Origin of the sequence: Bacillus cereus group sp. BfR-BA-01382 (assembly GCF_022663475.1) — a bacterium.
GTDB lineage: Bacteria > Bacillota > Bacilli > Bacillales > Bacillaceae_G > Bacillus_A > Bacillus_A thuringiensis_S.
The window spans coordinates 1-17,060 of the sequence record NZ_JAKUFQ010000107.1 but is presented as its reverse complement, the minus strand read 5'-3'; the positions used below and the strand labels follow the sequence as shown (position 1 = coordinate 17,060).

Here is a 17,060-nt window from a genome sequence, read left to right as displayed (position 1 = left end):
ATGTTTGTGTAAGAAACATCGATAGTGGCAAGAGTAGAGAGTGTATATAGTTGAAAATAGAGAATAGAAGAAATGAGGGATGTCGAGATGAAAACAGTGTTAGAAGCAAAAAATATCGAAAAAGTGTATGACACGGGTGGTAATAAATTTGCAGCGTTAAAAGGTATTAACTTACAAGTAAAAGAAGGTGAATTCGTTGGAATTATGGGACCTTCTGGTTCTGGTAAGACGACTTTACTAAATGTTCTTTCTACAATTGATAATGCGACGAACGGTGAAATTTTAATTGATGGAAAAGATATTGTGAAGATGAATGATGATAAGTTAGCGTTATTCCGCCGCGATCATTTAGGTTTCATTTTCCAAGATTATAATTTATTAGATACGTTAACAGTGAAAGAGAATATCGCTTTACCACTTGCGTTATCAAAGGTGAAAGCGAGTGAGATTGATCGCCGCGTTCTTGAAATCTCAAAGAAATTCGGTATTGATCATATTTTAAGTCAGTTCCCATATCAAGTGTCGGGTGGACAGAAGCAGCGCTGCGCAGCATCACGTGCAATTGTTACGAATCCAAGTATGATTTTCGGAGACGAGCCAACTGGAGCGCTTGATTCTAAATCTGCAACAGATTTACTTGAAAGTATGAAGTCATTAAATGAATATGATAACTCAACAATTTTAATGGTAACGCATGATGCATTTGCAGCAAGTTATTGTAAAAGAGTTATTTTCATTAAAGATGGTGAACTATATAAAGAATTGCACCGCGGTGAATCAACGCGTAAACAGTTCTTCCAAAAAGTCGTGGACGTAATGTCTTCTATTTCTGGAGGTATGGCTGATGACCTTATCTAGCATTGCCCTCCGCAACATACAGCGGAACTTTAAAGACTACTTTGTATATTTCGCATCTATGATTTTTAGTATTGTTATTTATTTTACATTTAAAGCACTGCAATATAATTCACAAATGGAAAAAGCAGCAGAAGCTTCTAAAAAGATTAGTGGTGCATTTCAAGTTTCCAGTGTGATGCTTATCATTTTCGTAGCAGTGTTTATTATATATTCGAACGGATTCTTTACACGTAAACGTAAAAAAGAAGTTGGCTTATATTCGTTATTAGGTATTCGAAAAAGACAAATTGGTAAAATGCTCTTTTATGAAAATATGTTAATGGGATTAATGTCATTAGTAATTGGGATTGCGATCGGTAGTGTCCTTTCGAAATTATTCCTTGAGTTATTAGTAAATATGATGGGATTAAATTTAAACGTTCATTTTGAAGTACCAATGGCAGCAATTATTGATACAGCAATTATTTTCTTTGTGATTATTTTATATACATCACTCCAAGGATATCGTTTAATTTATCGCTTTAAGTTAATTGAACTTTTCCGCGCAGAACGTGAAGGAGAAGCAATGCCAAAAGGATCTGTCATTATGGCGTTAATTTCAGTTTTCTTAATCGGCTCAGGTTATTTCTTAGCGTTAATGTTTATGAAAGCAGTTATGTATGCAAACTTTATGGCAGTCGCACTTTATATATTACTTGCGACAGTATTAGGTACGTATTTACTATTTATGTTCTTTACAGTATTCGTATTGAAACGTGCAAGAAATAATAAATCATCGTTTTATAACGGTATGAATATGGTAACGACGTCACAGTTACTATATCGTATTAAAGGAAATGCAAAGTCACTTGCGACGATTTCTATTTTAAGTGCGGTAACATTAACAGCGGTTGGTACGTCAGTTACGATGTATTACAACACATTTACACAATCAAAAGCAGCTATGCCATACAGTTATTCTTACGAGAAAAAAGATGCAGAGCTTGATAAGAAAGTAAATGCGATTTTTGCAGAAGAGAAGAAAGATCATCCGATCAAAGATCAAGTTGAAATTGAGACAGTTCCTGTAAAAGGGAAGTTTGAAGGAGATAAAGTTGATTTCATTCTTAATATGAATTACACGATTTCAGAGAAATATCAATTTATGTCTCAATCTGAATTTAACAAGCTTGCTAAAAAAATTGATGCGGAAACAGTGAATGTAGCTACTGGCGAAGCATTTATATATGATAGTTCTTATATGGAAGGGTATGAGTTTAGCCCCGAATATAAAGGAAATAAAGCGGTATTCCAAATTGAAAATGAAACGAAGACGTTGAAGATCCAAGGTGCAAATAATAATGCAATTACAAACTTAGGTGAACTAGTTGTTGTCGTTTCAGATGAAATGTATGAACAAGCGAAACAAGCATTTGGAACACGTATTGTAAAAAATATTGATGTAAAAGATGAAAGAAACAGTAAAGTGTTAACGGAAAAATTAGCAAAAGTGATGCCAACTGGTGTATCAGAAATGGCACCACCATTTAGAGACTTCTATACTGGTTTCCATATGGGACTGGAAGCAACTGGACTAATGATGTTCATCGGACTATTCTTAGGTTTAGTCTTCCTATTAGCGACAGGCTCAATCATTTACTTTAAGCAGCTTACAGAAGCAAGTGCTGACCGTGATCGTTACATTGTCCTTCATAAAGTCGGGGTAACGAAACAAGAAATGAAAAAAGCTATTGCAAAACAAGTGAGCTTTATCTTTGCAATTCCACTAGTAATCGGAATTCTGCACAGCTTGTTTGCATTAAAAGGTTTAGGGAACATACTGCCATTTGAAATTATGATTCCGCTTTTAATTAGTATTGGAGTATATAGTGTTATTTATATTGGATATTACTTCATCACAGTTCGTTCTTATTATAAAATCGTGAGTGCGAAGTAATAAAGGGACAGCTATCGTAATAGGGATAGCTGTTTTTTTATTCTTCATAAAATCTTAAGAAACTTCCTCAATTTTTATTAAGAAACGATAGTTATACTTAGAAACAAGTTAAAAACTATTGAACGAATGGGGAGAAGGTTACATGCAACTCATAACATTCTTACATGAATTTATTAAACATCCGAAACATACTGGTGCAATTGCGCCAAGTTCAAAAATATTAGCAAAGAAGATGGTAGATGTAATTGATTTTAATAGAGCGAAATGCATTGTAGAGCTAGGGCCGGGTACAGGAGCTTTTACGAAAGAAATTATGAAGAGAAAGAAGAAGGAGACATTATTTCTTCTTATTGAAATTAATGAAGTATTTTTCAAAGAGTTAAAGAGAAAATTTAAAGATGAGCAGAATGTGATTGTTATACATGGCTCAGCGGAAAATATAAAGAAGTATAGGGAACAATTGAATATAGAATGTATTGATTACATCTTATCAGGATTGCCTTTCACTTCTTTACCAGAAGAGGTTTCAAAGCGCATTTTAAACAGCGTAATGGAAACGATACATGAGAATGGAGAATTTATTACATTTCAATATTCACTTGTGAAAAAAGGATTTATACAGCATTTCTTCCCTGAAATTACACTAGAAAAAGTGTGGTTCAATTTCCCGCCAGCTTACGTCTTTAGCTGTAAAAAAGAGCTAAGGAGAGCATATGCATAATGGAGCTAAATGAATTAATGTCATACATTGAGCAGTATGGTTATTGGGCTTTATTTTTCTGTTTATGGTTAGGTATTATCGGTATGCCGATTCCAGATGAAATGATTGTAATGAGCGGTGGATTAGTATCATCGATGGGTATATTGGATTTGATTCCCGCCTTTTTACTAACGTATTTAGGCGTTGTATCCGGCCTTTCTTTAGGGTATATACTCGGGAAAATTTTTGGCATAAAAATACTTAATAAATTGATGAAAAAGAAAAAGACGAAGTATCTTTTAAAATCGCAAGAGATGATAGCAAAATATGGTCATTATACATTAGTTATAAGTTATTTTATACCTGTTGTGAGGCATATCGTACCGTATTTAGTAGGAATGAATAACATGTCTTTTAAAACGTATGCGATTTATTCATATGTAACAGGATTTGTATGGACGTTAGTTTATTTCTTACTAGGTTCTATATTTGGAAAGCATATAGAAGTAATAGTAACACTTGCGACCGAGTACGGTATATATTTTGGTGGCATTGTTATTGTAGTTTGTAGTATTTCTTATATGTATATGCATAAGAAGAATGCCGTAGTGAGTGAAATAAAGCAACATTCATAGTTTGGTAAATGATGCTGGAGGAGATTTTGTGAGTAAAGGAACGATACTTATCGTGGACGATGAGAAGGAAATTAGAAAACTTATCACTATCTATTTAAAGAATGAAGGTTATGAAGTATTACAAGCTGGAGATGGTGAAGAAGGTTTAGAAATAGTAAAGAAAAGAGACGTGCATCTAATCGTCCTTGATATTATGATGCCGAAAATAGATGGTATTCATATGTGTATGAAAGTGAGAGAAATAGCGGAAATGCCTATTATTATGCTGTCGGCAAAAACGCAAGATATGGATAAGATTTTAGGATTAACAACTGGGGCAGATGATTACGTAGCTAAACCATTTAATCCACTGGAACTCATTGCTCGTATTAAATCACAACTTCGGAGATATATGAAAATGAGTGGGACAAGTGTACAAGATGAAAATGAAATAGAGATTGGAGATATGAAAGTTAATATAGTAACACGGCAGGTCATTATTGCAAATGAAGAGGTGAAATTGACACCGAGAGAGTTTGAGGTATTAGAATTGCTTGTACGAAATCAAGGAATGGTATTAAATGCAGCACAAATTTATGAAAGAGTATGGAAAGAGCAAGCTTTCCAATCTGATAATACTGTGATGGTACATATTCGGAAAATACGTGAAAAGATAGAGGCGATTCCAAGGAAGCCTCGGTACATTAAAACAGTATGGGGAGTTGGCTACAAGATTGAGAAAGATATTTGAACCGATAATATGGATGAATCAAGTTTTAAAAAAAATGACAGGTAAAATAGTGAGTTATTTGGAAAAGAGCATACGGATACAGCTAATGGCTACATTTACTTTTTGTACGTTACTCGGTGTATTAGTAGGATGGTCTTCATCTTCTTTTTTTGAGGATGCGAATAAAATTTCTATCATTGATTATGCATCAGGTATGGAAGCCATTGATGGACAGACACAAAGGCTTGTTGAAAGTATGACCGAGGAAGGTAAGGAAATTAATATACAAGAACTGCTTGATCAATTGAATGAACAAAATCAACTAAAGATTTTAATAATAGACGAGGATGGGAAAGTCGTTTATAAAACAAAGGGAGCGCCGGAAGAACAAATCAATCTTCATGAGACGATGCGTAATGTGATGGATTTTAAAATGGATCAAGTACGATATGTAGAGGCGCAAAATTTAATTCAAGATGGAACTGAACAAAAGCGTAAGGAGTTTACAACTTTTTATCCGGTTAATGTTAATACGAAAAATATGTATATTATTGCAAGTGGTATACCACAAGGAAATGTGAAGTATATAGTGAATGATAGCAGTCCATTTCCATCTTTACTAGGTTTTATCACTTTTATACTATCTTTCTTTTATATAACGAAAAGGAAAATGAATCAGATTGAAGCGATGGCAGAAGGAGTAAGGGAATTTTCGAAAGGTAATTTACAATATAAAATCAAACAGGCAGGTCAAGACGAAATAGGTTTATTAACTTCTAATATTAATCAAATGGCAGAAAAGCTCTTGGCTAATATAGAAAAGGAAAAACAAATAGAGAAGCAAAAAAGTGAATTGATTACAAATGTATCACATGATTTAAGAACACCACTTACTTCTATTATGGGGTATTTACGTTTACTAGGTGATGCGAAATATGAAAATAAAGAACAGCATGATGAGTATATAAAAATTGCCTTTTCAAAATCAGAGCAGTTGAAGATGTTAATAGAAGATTTGTTTGAGTATACAAAACTAACAGATGAAAATATGGCGTTAGATTCGCAAGAAGTGTGTATAAATGAACTACTTGATCAATTAATAGAAGAGCTAGTACCACAAGCGGAGGAGCATAATCTTTTTTTTGTAAAAGAATTTCAGGAAGATCGTATATATGCTGTGGTGGACTCAGAAAAAATGGTGCGTGTGTTTGAAAATCTTTTAATAAATGCAATTAAATACAGTATAGATAAAGCAGAAATTCGGGTTTTACTTCAAAGAGAAGAGCAGCATATCAAAATTTCTATAGCTAATCATAGTGAAGAATTTACAAAAAAAGAATTAGAGAATTTGTTTGAGCGTTTTTATAAAAAAGATCAATCGAGAAGTAGAGCTGTAGAAGGTTCAGGTTTGGGGCTTGCAATTGCAAAAAGCATTGTTGAATTGCACAAAGGAGAAATTCGAGCAAAACATGAAAATGGGGTTATTCAATTTATTATATTATTGCCAATTTAATTAGAAGAGCATTAGGAAATTTGGTTACATTTTAATAAGTAATAGTGCCACAATTGATTTAGAGGAAGTCTTTTAAGTGGAAGTATCTGAGAAGAGGAGAATAGAAAGTTTCATGAAAAAAATAAGCGCGTTTATCGCATTGATTATAGTTGGAGTTACATTACTTATAGTGAAGGGTGGATCTATTGTAGATCAACTCAATCCATTTATTAAAGAAGGTATTTATTATGCTGTTGTTGATAATGATGGTAAATATGGAGCCGAAAACAAAGGTTTTGCTAGATGGGAATATAAATTCAAAGGATATAATGAATCTGGTCAAGAGCAAAAGATTGCGATGACTGCTTCAAAACATTTAAGAATAGGAGCATATTTAAAGATTAGATCTAAAGGAAGTTATGGTATGGAATGGGAAGAAGTGCAAGGTGATGAAATACCAGCTAAAGTGAAAGAAAAAGTAACAATAAAACATATTTAGTTATAGAAATGATAAGTTGAACGATCAAAATTTGAATGCAATGGCAGTATATGATAATTTCTAAATTTTTTATAAAGAAAATAAAGTTTATCTGAACTTTATCTAAACTGCATTTATTCTGTATACAATCACTAGTATCCTATAGTGTGTGGATAAAAATTGATAAGGAGTAGCAGGATAATTATGCAGGTTTCTAAGAAGAAAATATTATTATTTCTTTCAATTATTCTTTTGGCTTTATTGGCGGTGTATGTATGTACAAATAATAAGCATGTCCAAAATATTGTTCATAATATAGAAGACATTTATAAAGTATATAAAGAGAATCAAGCATTGAAAGGGAAAATTGAACATCAAGAATCATTAAAGGGTAAAGTGCAAATGTTAAGTGAGGAGAAAGAAAATCTTACTAAACTTATCAATAAAACGAAAGAATTAAAGGAACAAGGAAAATACAATCTAATTCAAGCTACAGTAGTAAGGCGTGAAGCAGAAGATTGGTATGGAAAAATCTCTCTTGAGAGAGGGGCACAACATGGTGTAAAGGTTGGTATGGCTGTTATTACAGTGAACGGTTTTATTGGAAAGGTAGATAGTGTAGATCAATATACATCTGTTGTGAAATTAATTACGAGTGATGAACGAACGAATCGTTTAGCAATCACCCTTCAAAATAATTCATCCATTTTAGGATTTGTTACAGGGTATGATAAGAAAAAACAGGCCCTTCGAATTGATAATATCCCATCAGATAAAGTGAAAGAAATAAAAATAGGTGATAGCATTATTACCTCTGAATTGAGTCAGAAAATACCACCAGGTCTTGAAGTAGCAGAGGTACTAGAACAAGAACAAGATCAATATGGTCTTACTTATACTATTTATGCAAAACCAAAGGCAAATTTATATGATTTAGAATATGTTATTTTAATACAACCTAAATAATAGTTTTATATAGAGTCCATCAGAGGTGGATTAGAAACGAAGAGAATTAATGTAAAGTAAAGAGTGAGAGGGATAAGGAAAGGTAAAACGGTACTAAATTTAATAACATATGGGTATATCTTTATATCGTTGTTATCTTATCTTTATCTTGGACAATTATAATGAAGAGGTAAACTGATGATAAGTGCAAAGTTATTAAGTATTACAGAGGGGCTTTTTTTGTCCATTTCTAATGTTAATGATTTATATAACTTTTTAAATAGACTAGAAAACCTATAAAATATCCTTCGAATTTATATTTATAAATATATTATTTAAGTGTGAGAATATTGATGTCATCTTCGTGAGAACAAAGTAAAGGTATATGAATCGGATTATGAAAATAATAATTTTAATATAATGATTTTAAGGTATTGTACATTACAAAAATGTAAGGATAATGTAAGAGGAATCAATATTGCTGTTTGTCGGGAAAAGATAAAATGATAGTTAGTGGCTATGAAAATAGCATGATCGTAGCACTAGCCACATGACAGGAGGCAATATGAAAACTTTAATATTTGAAGAGAACGTTGTACAAAGAGGGGATAGTAAAAAGGTGAATGTAGTATACCACGCTGTAGAGAATCGTGGGTGTGAAGTGTGTTATTAAAACTTTCTATTTCCAGTATGAAAAAAATGATAAAGGATTACATCGTTTTACTAATAGGTCTTGTAATCTCAATTTCTATTTTTTATATGTTTCAAACGCTTGCGTTAAATAAAGAGTTTACAATGAATAACAGTATTATTGGTTCAATTGTATTTGTATTTCAAATAGGCTCTGTTTTGGTAGCGTTTATTACATTCTTTTATATTTTTTATGCAAACTCTTTTCTACTTTCACTCCGGCAGAAAGAGCTTGGTATGTACCTTGTATTAGGGGCGAAAAAGAGTAAAATTAGTCAACTTTTATTTTTTGAGACGTTCATTATGGGAATGATTTCACTAGTGCTAGGTAGTGTATTCGGAGCCATTCTTTCTAATTTCGTTAGCAAATTTCTAACGAAACAATTGGAAATTTCAGCGGAAGGTTATCAAGCATTTTATGGTCCTGCATTCAAAATAACATTTATATTCTTTAGTGTGTTATTTCTACTTACATCCGTTGTGAATGTGATTCGTATAGCACTTAAAACAGAACTAGATTTAATTCGTACAGAGGAGCAAACGGAGCGCATACGAATGAAAGGACCAGCCACAATATTGTTACTTTTATGTAGTTTGCTAGGACTAGGTGTAGGGTATTATTTCGTACTCTTCGTAGGAATAAAGGGCGCTGGAGCCATTATGCTTCCACTATTCACGATTACAATCGGGACATATCTTATATTTATTTCGTTCTTACCTATGATTGTTAACAGGTTAAAGAAAACGCGCTATTTAAATGAGAAGAAATTAAATGCATTTACATTTGCACAATTGCAGTTTCGTGTAAGTAGTTTGGCGAAAATATTAGGCACGGTAACGATGCTAATTGGACTGGGTGTGGGGGCAATGGCTGGTGGCATGTCTTTACAGAAAAACGTAATCCTTACAGCAGAAAGAATGTCAGGTTATGATATTACAATTCATGATCCAGAAGCAGAGGATTATAAAGCTATGGAAAAAATGAAAATTGTAGATAAAAAACAATATAAATATAAAGTTAATAATGAGGCTGTTTACTATTTAAAAGAAGAATTATTGGAGAACCCTCCACTGTTATTTGGAAAGAAAGAGACAACACATATTACTGAACAACTTCCATCTTCGAGCTATAGGATGTTTAAGGGGGAGGAAGTTGATCCATCTAGTTCTACGTTACCACTGAATTGGGATAAGAGTATGGATAGTGATTTTAGATCGAATATTTCTGTATATGATCGTAAACCTGTCTATATCGTCGATGAAAAACGTTATGAAGCAATTCAAGGGAATGAGCATACATTTTTTATTGCTAAAGTAGATAATATTTTAAGGTATAAAACAGAGTTAAAAGAGATGGATGATCGTCAAATCAAAAAAATAGCCGCTACTATTAATAAGCCTAAGGAAGATGTATATTTACCGACAAACTATAGTGATTATGAATCTATGCTTGCCTTTTCAAAAGGAACTTCCTTTATGGGATTCTTTTTAGGCCTTGCTTTTTTAGCTATGATGGCAAGTTGTTTAATGTTTAAGATCCTTTCTGGAGCTACGAAAGATATAGGGCGTTATGAGATGCTTCGGAAAATTGGGGTACGTAAAGAATTACTTATAAAATCTATGTATAAAGAATTAGGCATTGTATTTCTATTTCCAGCTATATTAGGTCTTATACACGTTTTGGTAGGAATGAATGTATTTACATTTGTTAAATTTTTTGTGAATCCATATGTGAATATTGGACTTCCGATTTGTATATTTTTAATTATTTACGTTGTTTACTATTTGATCACTATTCAATTATATAAGGGGATTGTCCTCCCAAAGAAAAAATAGAATATAGAATTCAAGGGTCTCAAACTTATTATAGTTTGGGACTTTTGAATATTATTAAGGAGAAATCAAGGAATCCCTCTACTATTTTTAAGGAAATACATCTATACATAGAGATTAGTGTAATTAATTACACTAATTGAATTTTTAAGTGAAATATATCGTATCTGCATCTTATATTTATATAGCTTGTTTAGTATATAAATACCCCCAAGCTGGTATTTAAAAAAGTATACAGGGAGAAAATGAAATGAGAAAAAAATTTTACCAATTTGTGCGATGGCACTTTTATCAATAGGATATTCATCGTTAGCTAGCGCATCTACTGGAACAACGTCAAAGGGAGAGGTATCAGCACAAGCATTAGAAAAAAAGGAAGCAGAATTTCATGCTTGGCAAAAAGAGGCGTTAGAGAAGAAGAAAGCAGCAATGCAGGAGCAAAAAAAATCATTAGAACGAGCAGAAGCCGTGATTCAGGATCAACAAAAAGAAGTATTAGGGAAAAAGAAAGCAACGATTCAATCACAACAAAAGAATGATATAGAGAAAAAAGAAGTAGCGAAATAATGATGATACCAAGTGTATGTTTTGTGGCATTAGGATCTGTATTTGGATTTATTCGTTGTAAGATTAAAGTATAAAATTTGTATTAGCCTATAAAAAATGGATGAATTAAAAGTGAAACTTGTAAATTTTATTGGATTTCCTTTTATATTAATTTGGTTATTGAGCATATAGGTGAACAGTAATCATTTGGATAGGAAATATGGTTGGAATGAGTTTGAGATATTGAAAAAGCTTTGCGAGGATACGCAAAGCTTTTTGTATAGTTTATTTTCTTTCGATTCACATTGCAAATAAGGAGAAAGAGGATCCTCTATGTTTGAGTTTATAAAGGGTGAAGAGGAAAATTTATTATAACTTTTGTAATAAGCGTTCGCTGCTTTCCATATCTCCTTTACATAAAGGACATTGCGGCTCTTCTTCTAACGAAAAGTTTTTACGCATCCACCCACGGCAGTTTTCTTCTTGGCATTCCCATACAGCAATTGCTTCTGGTTCTTCTACAGGTTTATCATTTTTTCTCCAATACATGTGATCGCTCCCTTAAATTGAAAAGTTTTTCGGAAAAAACAAAAAAGGTTGTTAACGATTTTGTTAACAACCTTTTTATATTAGTTCATTATACTTTATTTTTTGAAAAAATGCGAAGTTTAGTAATTGTTAAAGTATAGCAAAATAAGGATTATAAATCACTGTTGAAAGCTTTGATAATAATTCAATTTGACACGGTGTATGCCCCGTCAACCTTCTCGATATTTTTCTAGCTCTTCTTCATGCTATTGTTTTGTTGACTTTGGAATTTCTATATCATCAATTAGGCGTCGCTGCTGTTGTGTCTTCCAGAATATGCTCGTTGTATGGAAGACTTTTTGTTTTGAAAACACTATGAAGTTTAATAAATTTATCCAGCATAAACGGGTAGTAGGGATCCCAGCTCAAAATTTGGTTGGAGCGAAGAAGTTAGGTGGAAATAAAGGTTTTGAATATACAGTTAAAGCTTATGATGAGAAGGGAGAAGAGAAAGAAGTAACAATTGATGGCGTAGATAAATTACAAAAAGGCTCGTACTGGCATGTCATTACAAGAGGGAAGTTTTTACATGATAAAGTAGAAATAGAAGTAGATAAAATTCCTGATGGTGCGAAGGCGAAGTTAGGATTATAAAGATAAAACCGATTCTCAATGTGGGAATCGGTTTTGTTATTTTATGGTAAAATATAGAAAGGGAGTGAGAGATATGCTACTCGTTGTTAGCCTTATATTAATTGGGGTTATGTGCAGTATGAGAATAGTATCCTTACATATGATAGAACGAGAAAAGATAGAAGAGAGAGATGTATATTGTCCAAAACGTAATGCGAAAATTTGAAGAGGAAATTCTGCTCCTTTTTGTTCGAAATGTAATTTAATATTTTAACTATAGGAAATCCGAAATCATTTTGTATGGTTTCGGATTTTTTATGCTGAAAATAGAAGAAATAAAGAGCGGAAAAAAGTTTGAACAAGGGATTGAGTATATGAATATTATTGAAGGATATCCCATTATTATGAAGTATTTCGTAGAGATGGATCGAGAAGTTTTGAGGGTTTTATTACCTGATGAAAGAGGGATTCTTCCTACGAGGCCAGAGTGTGATGAATGTTATAAGACTCAATTGGATGGTATTGAGGAGAGTTGATAAAAAAAGAGCTTGAAACTATTCAAGCTCTTTTTTATGACTATTTATGTCCTAAAATATGCTCAATCTCATGCAAACTTAATTTACTTGCCTTAGCAATCGTTTCAAGTGGTATACCAAGATCATACATATTTTTAATCATTTGAATTTTTCCCTGTTGGACTCCTTCTTTTCGACCTTTTTCAATGCCCTGTTGAATGCCCTGTTGAATGCCTTTTTCAATGCCTTTTTCAATGCCTTTTTCAAGCCCTTTTTTTATCCCTTGTTCCATCCCTCTTTTTATTCCTTCTGTCTCTGCGTGGGCGAATTTTGCTGCTTCATCCATTAAAACTTTCTCCCTTGCGTCATAGGCTTGTCGGAAAGAAGAATCTTGACTCATACGTTCCCATTTATTTATCGCTTTTTGTAAAATAGGGTCTTGGTTCATAGCAATATCCTCCAATAGTTTAGTTAAGTGCTCATCCTCATTTGCTGAAAGCAATAAAAGCCAACGAACAAATGGATCTTTCCACGGATTTACTTTTTCTTCATACCATTGTTCAGTTAACTTTGGAATTTCTATAGTGTGGATTTCTATGTCGTCACTTAGGAGTTTTTTTTGTTGTGTATTCCATAATATGCTCGTTGTATGGAAGGCTGGGTGTCCCGAAAACATTACGAAGTTTAGTAAGTTTATGGTGATGGTTTTGTGAAGTGCACTGTAGGGCATCCCTTTTTGTAGTTGAGATGTGTATAGTCTTCCCCAATAATATAAACTGCGTTTAACCATATCGTGATTATTATTGAGTTGTATTTCTACATTGACTTTTGTTCCTGTGTTTAATGTCGCTGAAATGTCTAAAATAGATAACTTATCCTCTTCATATTCCCTGTGTAAATGTGGATTTTCTAGTTGTAGAGAAGCAATGGGCGACTCTAAAGAATCTTGTAACATAGCGTTTAAAAATGCAATTAGAATATCTTCACTACCATTCGTACCAAACAATTGTTTAAATGCAAAATCAATGCGTAAATTAACTAACTGTTGGTTGAACAAAGTTTGTCCTCTCCCTTATATGAAGGTGCTTCTTTCCTTCATTGTACATAAAAAGAACTAGAGTATGCAAACTAGTCATTCTACTATTTTTTAGTAATATTATTAGAAAATGAAAGGTAAGTATGTTTATGGTATACTCTAGTGAAATTGTAAATAAGGATGCTAATACGAACTGGGAAAATTGGGTGGAGTTTGGTTGTGACTGAAAAAGATAGGAGAAAGAATAATAAATGAAAAGAAGAAGAAAATCTGGAGAAAAAGTACAAATGAGTCATTTTACACTTCCTTTATGCTACGGAAGTGAAGCACCATATTATTATTACGAGGTAGCGCCCCATGAAAGAGAGGGACGCTTCCATTTAACATCAGAACTTTGCGTAATGGACGATGAACATTACTTTATTAGAGGTTGTTTAGAGATTCCTATCATTGATTACCACGAAAATTTCATATGGACTGTGTGGGTATCGCTTAGTAAAGAAAGTTATGATGAAGTATTAGAAAAGTGGGATGAGAGAGGCCGAGAAAATAGTGATCCTTATTTTGGGTGGTTATCTGTAGAAATACCAGTTTATCCAGAAACATTAAATTTAAAAACAAATGTACATATAAGAGAAGTTGGAATGGCACCGTATGTTGAATTAGAGCCAACCGACCATCCTTTAGCAATTGAACAAAGAAATGGAATTACTTTAGACAGAGTTAAAGAAATAGAGGAAATTATTCAACGACATAACTAGATTAGAAGAGAAAAAACGAGTGCTAGCACTCGTTTTTTTCTTTACACAACCGCAGGATTATAAATCATCGTAAAGTGTCCTGGTAATAATTCAATGTGACAAGGTGTATGAAGCGAACTTTCTCCATCTGTATCTACTTCTTTTTCTTCCTCTGTTTCGATATGAATGGATTTCGCTTTTACGTGGAAGATGTCATTTTCATTTGAGTCTTCAAATAGTTTCTTTCCGATATAATCTTTAAACGCTTGAATACCTGTTGATTTGACTACGAAAATATCAAGTGTTCCGTCATCACATTTTACGTTCGGAATAAAGGACGGGATACCGCCAAGATATTCACCATTTCCAACCATGACAAGGACAGCTTCGTCTTCATATACTTGTCCGTCATAAGTGATTTTTACCGGGAATGTTTCAGCATTTTTTACAGTTCGAATTGTACTTAAATAGTAACCGATTTTACCAAGCTTTGCTTTTTCTTCTGCATCGATATTGTTTGATACTTCAGATACGAGACCAATCCCCCAGAAGTTTAAGAAATGTTGTCCATTTGCTTTTGCAACGTCAACTGGTTTTATATGTTCTTTTGTAATAAGTTTTGCCGCTTCTGCAATGTTTTGCGGAACACCAAGTGTGCGAGAGAAGTCATTGCAAGTTCCACCTGGAATAATTGCAAGTGTAGGTCTAGTTTCGAGAGGTGCTAAGCCATTTGTGCATTCAAATACTGTTCCATCACCACCAAAGACGATAATTAAATCTACTTTACTAGCAAACTCTTGGCAATATTTTGTTGCATCACCTTGTTTTTTCGTATGAAGGATATGTAGATCAGGAAAAGCTGCGGCAAGAGGTGGTACGATTTTTGTTAAATTTGTATGTAAGTCACCTTGACCAGCTTTCGGATTTACGATGAGGAGTACTTTTTCAAATTTTGTCTTTGTCATTTTTATTCTCTCCCTTTGTCTTTTACGAATCGTGATAGAAAATAAACTTCCATCAGTAATTGATGGAAGCTTATTTTATTATATTATTCCTTTACAACTGAAGCAATAAATGGTAAGTTACGATATTTTTCCGCACAGTCGATACCGTATCCAACGATGAATTCATCTGGAATTTGGAAGCCAACATATTCAGCTGTTAAGTCTACTTTACGGCGTTCTGGCTTATCAAGTAATGTACAGAACTTGAGTGCCTTTGGTTTATGCATAAAGAAGTGGTCTTTTAGGAAATGAAGTGTTAAACCAGAATCGATAATATCTTCTACAACAATTACGTTTTTTCCAGTAATGTTTACGTCAATATCTTTTAGTAGTTTCACTTTTCCTGTTGTTTCTGTTTGATTTCCGTAGCTAGATGCAGAAATAAAGTCAATTGTTACATCATTTTTAATGTGACGAATTAAATCAGCAGCAAATACGAATGAACCTTTTAATACTGCGATAACTACGATTTCTTCTCCTTCAAAGTCACGTTCGATTTGAAGTGCTAATTCTTTCACTTTTGCTTGTAATTGTTCTTCAGAAATTAAAGTGTCTTTTATTTCAATATTCATTGTAATCCTCCTACAGTGTAAAACTTGCGAACATTTCGACTGTAAAGGATAGAATAGAAAAAGTCAAAGGAGATAGTAATTTTTTACAAAGATAAAGACAAAATCATCTGATGATATGATATACTAAGTACATTAAGAAAACGCTTCCAAAAAGGGTGGATATGATGAAGAAGAAACAGTACACAAGTGTAACATTTATAAAAGCATTACTTTTAACAATTGTTCTTGGCCTGTTGGCTTACGTAATTGATGTACCTGCGATTCGTATTTCATTAATTGGAATGACTTTAGTGTTAGGAGCAATTTCGCACGGTATGATGTCGCAGCTAAAAGAAGCTGGACTTGATGATATGAGAAATCATATAGATAAAAAGTAAGAAACCTTCATTATATAGAGTGAAGGTTTTTTGTTTCTTACAAAAATGTAAGGTAGTTGTAAGGCAAATCGATAGTTGCATAATAGCATTTTGGATAAACTATGGGTGTAAGGTAAAAGGCAAGCATATTTTAGGTAAATTAAGTTTTAGGCACTCTATATGTGAAAAAGGAGTAGGAGGGCATGGAGAAACGTTGGACGACCTTTTCTTTTTTAGCGACTAGTAATACCGTAATGCTAGATGGAAAAATGGATTTTTTGCACTTGTTTGATCGTGAAGATGATTATTCTTCTTCTAAATTTACAATGAAATGGAATAAATGGAGCGAAAGTTGTAGGTTTGAAGAAGAGGCCCCTAACGAAGAGCAAAAGATTATTTTGACAAACCCTATTAAAGCGTGGGTTGTTCAACGTCGTAAGTGTAACGTCAAAAATCACTTCAAGAAAACTGAGCCGAGACAATTAGTTATCGCTCCGGCCCGTTCTACTTCCAAATCGCGCGAAAGTAACATGTAAATATTGAGACACACACCCGAAAAAAACATCGTATATATTGCGATGTTTTTTTCTTTTTCTACAATGAAATCTTTAAATGAATTATATTTCATCTGCATCTTATATTTATATCTCTTGCTTATTCTAGTAATACATCCGATGCGAGTTGATGTGAATAAAATATAAGGAGAGAATGAAGATGAAAAAGAGACTATTACCAATTTGTGCAATGGCACTTTTAACAGTAGGATATTCTTCAGTAGCGAGTGCTTCAACAGGAACATTGACAAAGGAAGAAGCAGCGCAAATGCAGCAAGATAAAGCTAAAAAAGAAGAAGC

The 17,060-nt window shown here is 33.1% G+C and carries 18 protein-coding genes and 2 pseudogenes; 16 read left to right on the top strand and 4 right to left on the bottom strand.

Annotated features, from left to right (window positions below):
* Nucleotides 1-87: 87 nt before the first annotated feature.
* The 10 genes from MR160_RS27925 (at nucleotide 88) to MR160_RS27880 (ending at nucleotide 10,843) form a co-directional block, all read left to right on the top strand.
* On the top strand, nucleotides 88-858 hold the full coding sequence (locus tag MR160_RS27925) for an ABC transporter ATP-binding protein (RefSeq protein WP_000859656.1): 771 nt from the start codon (nucleotides 88-90) through the stop codon (nucleotides 856-858).
* Nucleotides 845-2,794 carry an ABC transporter permease gene (locus MR160_RS27920; protein WP_000176146.1) on the top strand — a complete coding sequence of 650 codons (1,950 nt, stop codon included), beginning with the start codon at nucleotides 845-847 and terminating at the stop codon, nucleotides 2,792-2,794. Before MR160_RS27925 ends, MR160_RS27920 begins: the two co-directional genes overlap by 14 nt.
* A 142-nt stretch (nucleotides 2,795-2,936) precedes the next feature.
* Nucleotides 2,937-3,515 carry a class I SAM-dependent methyltransferase gene (locus tag MR160_RS27915; protein WP_001176071.1) on the top strand — a complete coding sequence of 193 codons (579 nt, stop codon included), beginning with the start codon at nucleotides 2,937-2,939 and terminating at the stop codon, nucleotides 3,513-3,515.
* A complete protein-coding gene (locus MR160_RS27910) occupies nucleotides 3,515-4,129 on the top strand; it encodes a DedA family protein (RefSeq protein WP_000422376.1) in 615 nt (204 codons plus the stop codon). Before MR160_RS27915 ends, MR160_RS27910 begins: the two co-directional genes overlap by 1 nt.
* A gap of 28 nt (nucleotides 4,130-4,157) precedes the next feature.
* The gene (locus tag MR160_RS27905) at nucleotides 4,158-4,859 is read left to right on the top strand and encodes a response regulator transcription factor (RefSeq protein ID WP_000033682.1); all 702 of its coding nucleotides are present in this window, start codon (nucleotides 4,158-4,160) and stop codon (nucleotides 4,857-4,859) included.
* A complete protein-coding gene (locus MR160_RS27900) occupies nucleotides 4,843-6,351 on the top strand; it encodes a sensor histidine kinase (RefSeq protein WP_001225802.1) in 1,509 nt (502 codons plus the stop codon). Before MR160_RS27905 ends, MR160_RS27900 begins: the two co-directional genes overlap by 17 nt.
* A 112-nt stretch (nucleotides 6,352-6,463) precedes the next feature.
* Nucleotides 6,464-6,829 carry a YxeA family protein gene (locus MR160_RS27895; protein ID WP_000723891.1) on the top strand — a complete coding sequence of 122 codons (366 nt, stop codon included), beginning with the start codon at nucleotides 6,464-6,466 and terminating at the stop codon, nucleotides 6,827-6,829.
* Between the two features lie 183 nt (nucleotides 6,830-7,012).
* Nucleotides 7,013-7,774, top strand: a complete 762-nt coding sequence (mreC, locus tag MR160_RS27890; RefSeq protein ID WP_001198148.1) for a rod shape-determining protein MreC — start codon at nucleotides 7,013-7,015, stop codon at nucleotides 7,772-7,774.
* A 642-nt stretch (nucleotides 7,775-8,416) separates the two neighbouring features.
* Nucleotides 8,417-10,279 (top strand): FtsX-like permease family protein, encoded by a 1,863-nt coding sequence (locus MR160_RS27885; protein ID WP_044783224.1) that lies wholly within the window; start codon nucleotides 8,417-8,419, stop codon nucleotides 10,277-10,279.
* 276 nt (nucleotides 10,280-10,555) lie between these two features.
* Nucleotides 10,556-10,843 carry a cell surface protein gene (locus MR160_RS27880; protein WP_179862657.1) on the top strand — a complete coding sequence of 96 codons (288 nt, stop codon included), beginning with the start codon at nucleotides 10,556-10,558 and terminating at the stop codon, nucleotides 10,841-10,843.
* A 348-nt stretch (nucleotides 10,844-11,191) separates the two neighbouring features.
* On the opposite strand, the gene MR160_RS27875 is transcribed toward MR160_RS27880, so the two are convergent.
* A complete protein-coding gene (locus tag MR160_RS27875; RefSeq protein WP_000289928.1) occupies nucleotides 11,192-11,371 on the bottom strand; it encodes a cold-inducible protein YdjO-related protein in 180 nt (59 codons plus the stop codon).
* A gap of 423 nt (nucleotides 11,372-11,794) precedes the next feature.
* Between MR160_RS27875 and MR160_RS27865 the strand changes: the two are divergent.
* Both MR160_RS27865 and MR160_RS27860 read left to right on the top strand, forming a co-directional pair.
* Nucleotides 11,795-12,004: pseudogene (locus MR160_RS27865) on the top strand (DUF1093 domain-containing protein); the annotation flags it as partial.
* 296 nt (nucleotides 12,005-12,300) lie between these two features.
* A complete protein-coding gene (locus tag MR160_RS27860; RefSeq protein ID WP_002081958.1) occupies nucleotides 12,301-12,519 on the top strand; it encodes a hypothetical protein in 219 nt (72 codons plus the stop codon).
* Between the two features lie 40 nt (nucleotides 12,520-12,559).
* Here MR160_RS27860 and MR160_RS27855 read toward each other — a convergent pair whose 3' ends face one another.
* A complete protein-coding gene (locus MR160_RS27855; RefSeq protein ID WP_098900391.1) occupies nucleotides 12,560-13,555 on the bottom strand; it encodes an Rpn family recombination-promoting nuclease/putative transposase in 996 nt (331 codons plus the stop codon).
* Nucleotides 13,556-13,785: 230 nt separating this feature from the next.
* Here MR160_RS27855 and MR160_RS27850 point away from each other — a divergent pair, with 230 nt between their 5' ends.
* The gene (locus MR160_RS27850; RefSeq protein ID WP_000830226.1) at nucleotides 13,786-14,295 is read left to right on the top strand and encodes a DUF2199 domain-containing protein; all 510 of its coding nucleotides are present in this window, start codon (nucleotides 13,786-13,788) and stop codon (nucleotides 14,293-14,295) included.
* A gap of 41 nt (nucleotides 14,296-14,336) precedes the next feature.
* Here MR160_RS27850 and MR160_RS27845 read toward each other — a convergent pair whose 3' ends face one another.
* Together MR160_RS27845 and hpt are read right to left on the bottom strand one after the other, a co-directional pair.
* Nucleotides 14,337-15,239, bottom strand: a complete 903-nt coding sequence (locus tag MR160_RS27845; protein ID WP_000167900.1) for a diacylglycerol/lipid kinase family protein — start codon at nucleotides 15,237-15,239, stop codon at nucleotides 14,337-14,339.
* 83 nt (nucleotides 15,240-15,322) lie between these two features.
* On the bottom strand, nucleotides 15,323-15,850 hold the full coding sequence (gene hpt / locus MR160_RS27840) for a hypoxanthine phosphoribosyltransferase (RefSeq protein WP_242298663.1): 528 nt from the start codon (nucleotides 15,848-15,850) through the stop codon (nucleotides 15,323-15,325).
* Between the two features lie 161 nt (nucleotides 15,851-16,011).
* On the opposite strand from hpt, the gene MR160_RS27835 reads away from it, so the two are divergent.
* The 3 genes and pseudogenes from MR160_RS27835 to MR160_RS27825 all read left to right on the top strand — a co-directional run.
* The gene (locus MR160_RS27835; protein ID WP_002081963.1) at nucleotides 16,012-16,227 is read left to right on the top strand and encodes a hypothetical protein; all 216 of its coding nucleotides are present in this window, start codon (nucleotides 16,012-16,014) and stop codon (nucleotides 16,225-16,227) included.
* 182 nt (nucleotides 16,228-16,409) lie between these two features.
* Nucleotides 16,410-16,742 (top strand): hypothetical protein, encoded by a 333-nt coding sequence (locus tag MR160_RS27830; RefSeq protein ID WP_242298661.1) that lies wholly within the window; start codon nucleotides 16,410-16,412, stop codon nucleotides 16,740-16,742.
* A gap of 178 nt (nucleotides 16,743-16,920) precedes the next feature.
* Nucleotides 16,921-17,060, top strand: a pseudogene (locus MR160_RS27825) (LPXTG cell wall anchor domain-containing protein); the annotation flags it as partial.

Bases quoted from the DNA above. Each gene is read 5' to 3' on its own strand.
- MR160_RS27925 (WP_000859656.1), top strand. From the start codon at position 88: ATGAAAACAGTGTTAGAAGCAAAAAATATCGAAAAAGTGTATGACACG.
- MR160_RS27920 (WP_000176146.1), top strand. From the start codon at position 845: ATGACCTTATCTAGCATTGCCCTCCGCAACATACAGCGGAACTTTAAA.
- MR160_RS27915 (WP_001176071.1), top strand. From the start codon at position 2,937: ATGCAACTCATAACATTCTTACATGAATTTATTAAACATCCGAAACAT.
- MR160_RS27910 (WP_000422376.1), top strand. From the start codon at position 3,515: ATGGAGCTAAATGAATTAATGTCATACATTGAGCAGTATGGTTATTGG.
- MR160_RS27895 (WP_000723891.1), top strand. From the start codon at position 6,464: ATGAAAAAAATAAGCGCGTTTATCGCATTGATTATAGTTGGAGTTACA.
- mreC (WP_001198148.1), top strand. From the start codon at position 7,013: ATGCAGGTTTCTAAGAAGAAAATATTATTATTTCTTTCAATTATTCTT.
- MR160_RS27880 (WP_179862657.1), top strand. From the start codon at position 10,556: ATGGCACTTTTATCAATAGGATATTCATCGTTAGCTAGCGCATCTACT.
- MR160_RS27875 (WP_000289928.1), bottom strand. From the start codon at position 11,371: ATGTATTGGAGAAAAAATGATAAACCTGTAGAAGAACCAGAAGCAATT.
- MR160_RS27860 (WP_002081958.1), top strand. From the start codon at position 12,301: ATGCTGAAAATAGAAGAAATAAAGAGCGGAAAAAAGTTTGAACAAGGG.
- MR160_RS27850 (WP_000830226.1), top strand. From the start codon at position 13,786: ATGAAAAGAAGAAGAAAATCTGGAGAAAAAGTACAAATGAGTCATTTT.
- MR160_RS27845 (WP_000167900.1), bottom strand. From the start codon at position 15,239: ATGACAAAGACAAAATTTGAAAAAGTACTCCTCATCGTAAATCCGAAA.
- hpt (WP_242298663.1), bottom strand. From the start codon at position 15,850: ATGAATATTGAAATAAAAGACACTTTAATTTCTGAAGAACAATTACAA.
- MR160_RS27835 (WP_002081963.1), top strand. From the start codon at position 16,012: ATGATGAAGAAGAAACAGTACACAAGTGTAACATTTATAAAAGCATTA.
- MR160_RS27830 (WP_242298661.1), top strand. From the start codon at position 16,410: ATGGAGAAACGTTGGACGACCTTTTCTTTTTTAGCGACTAGTAATACC.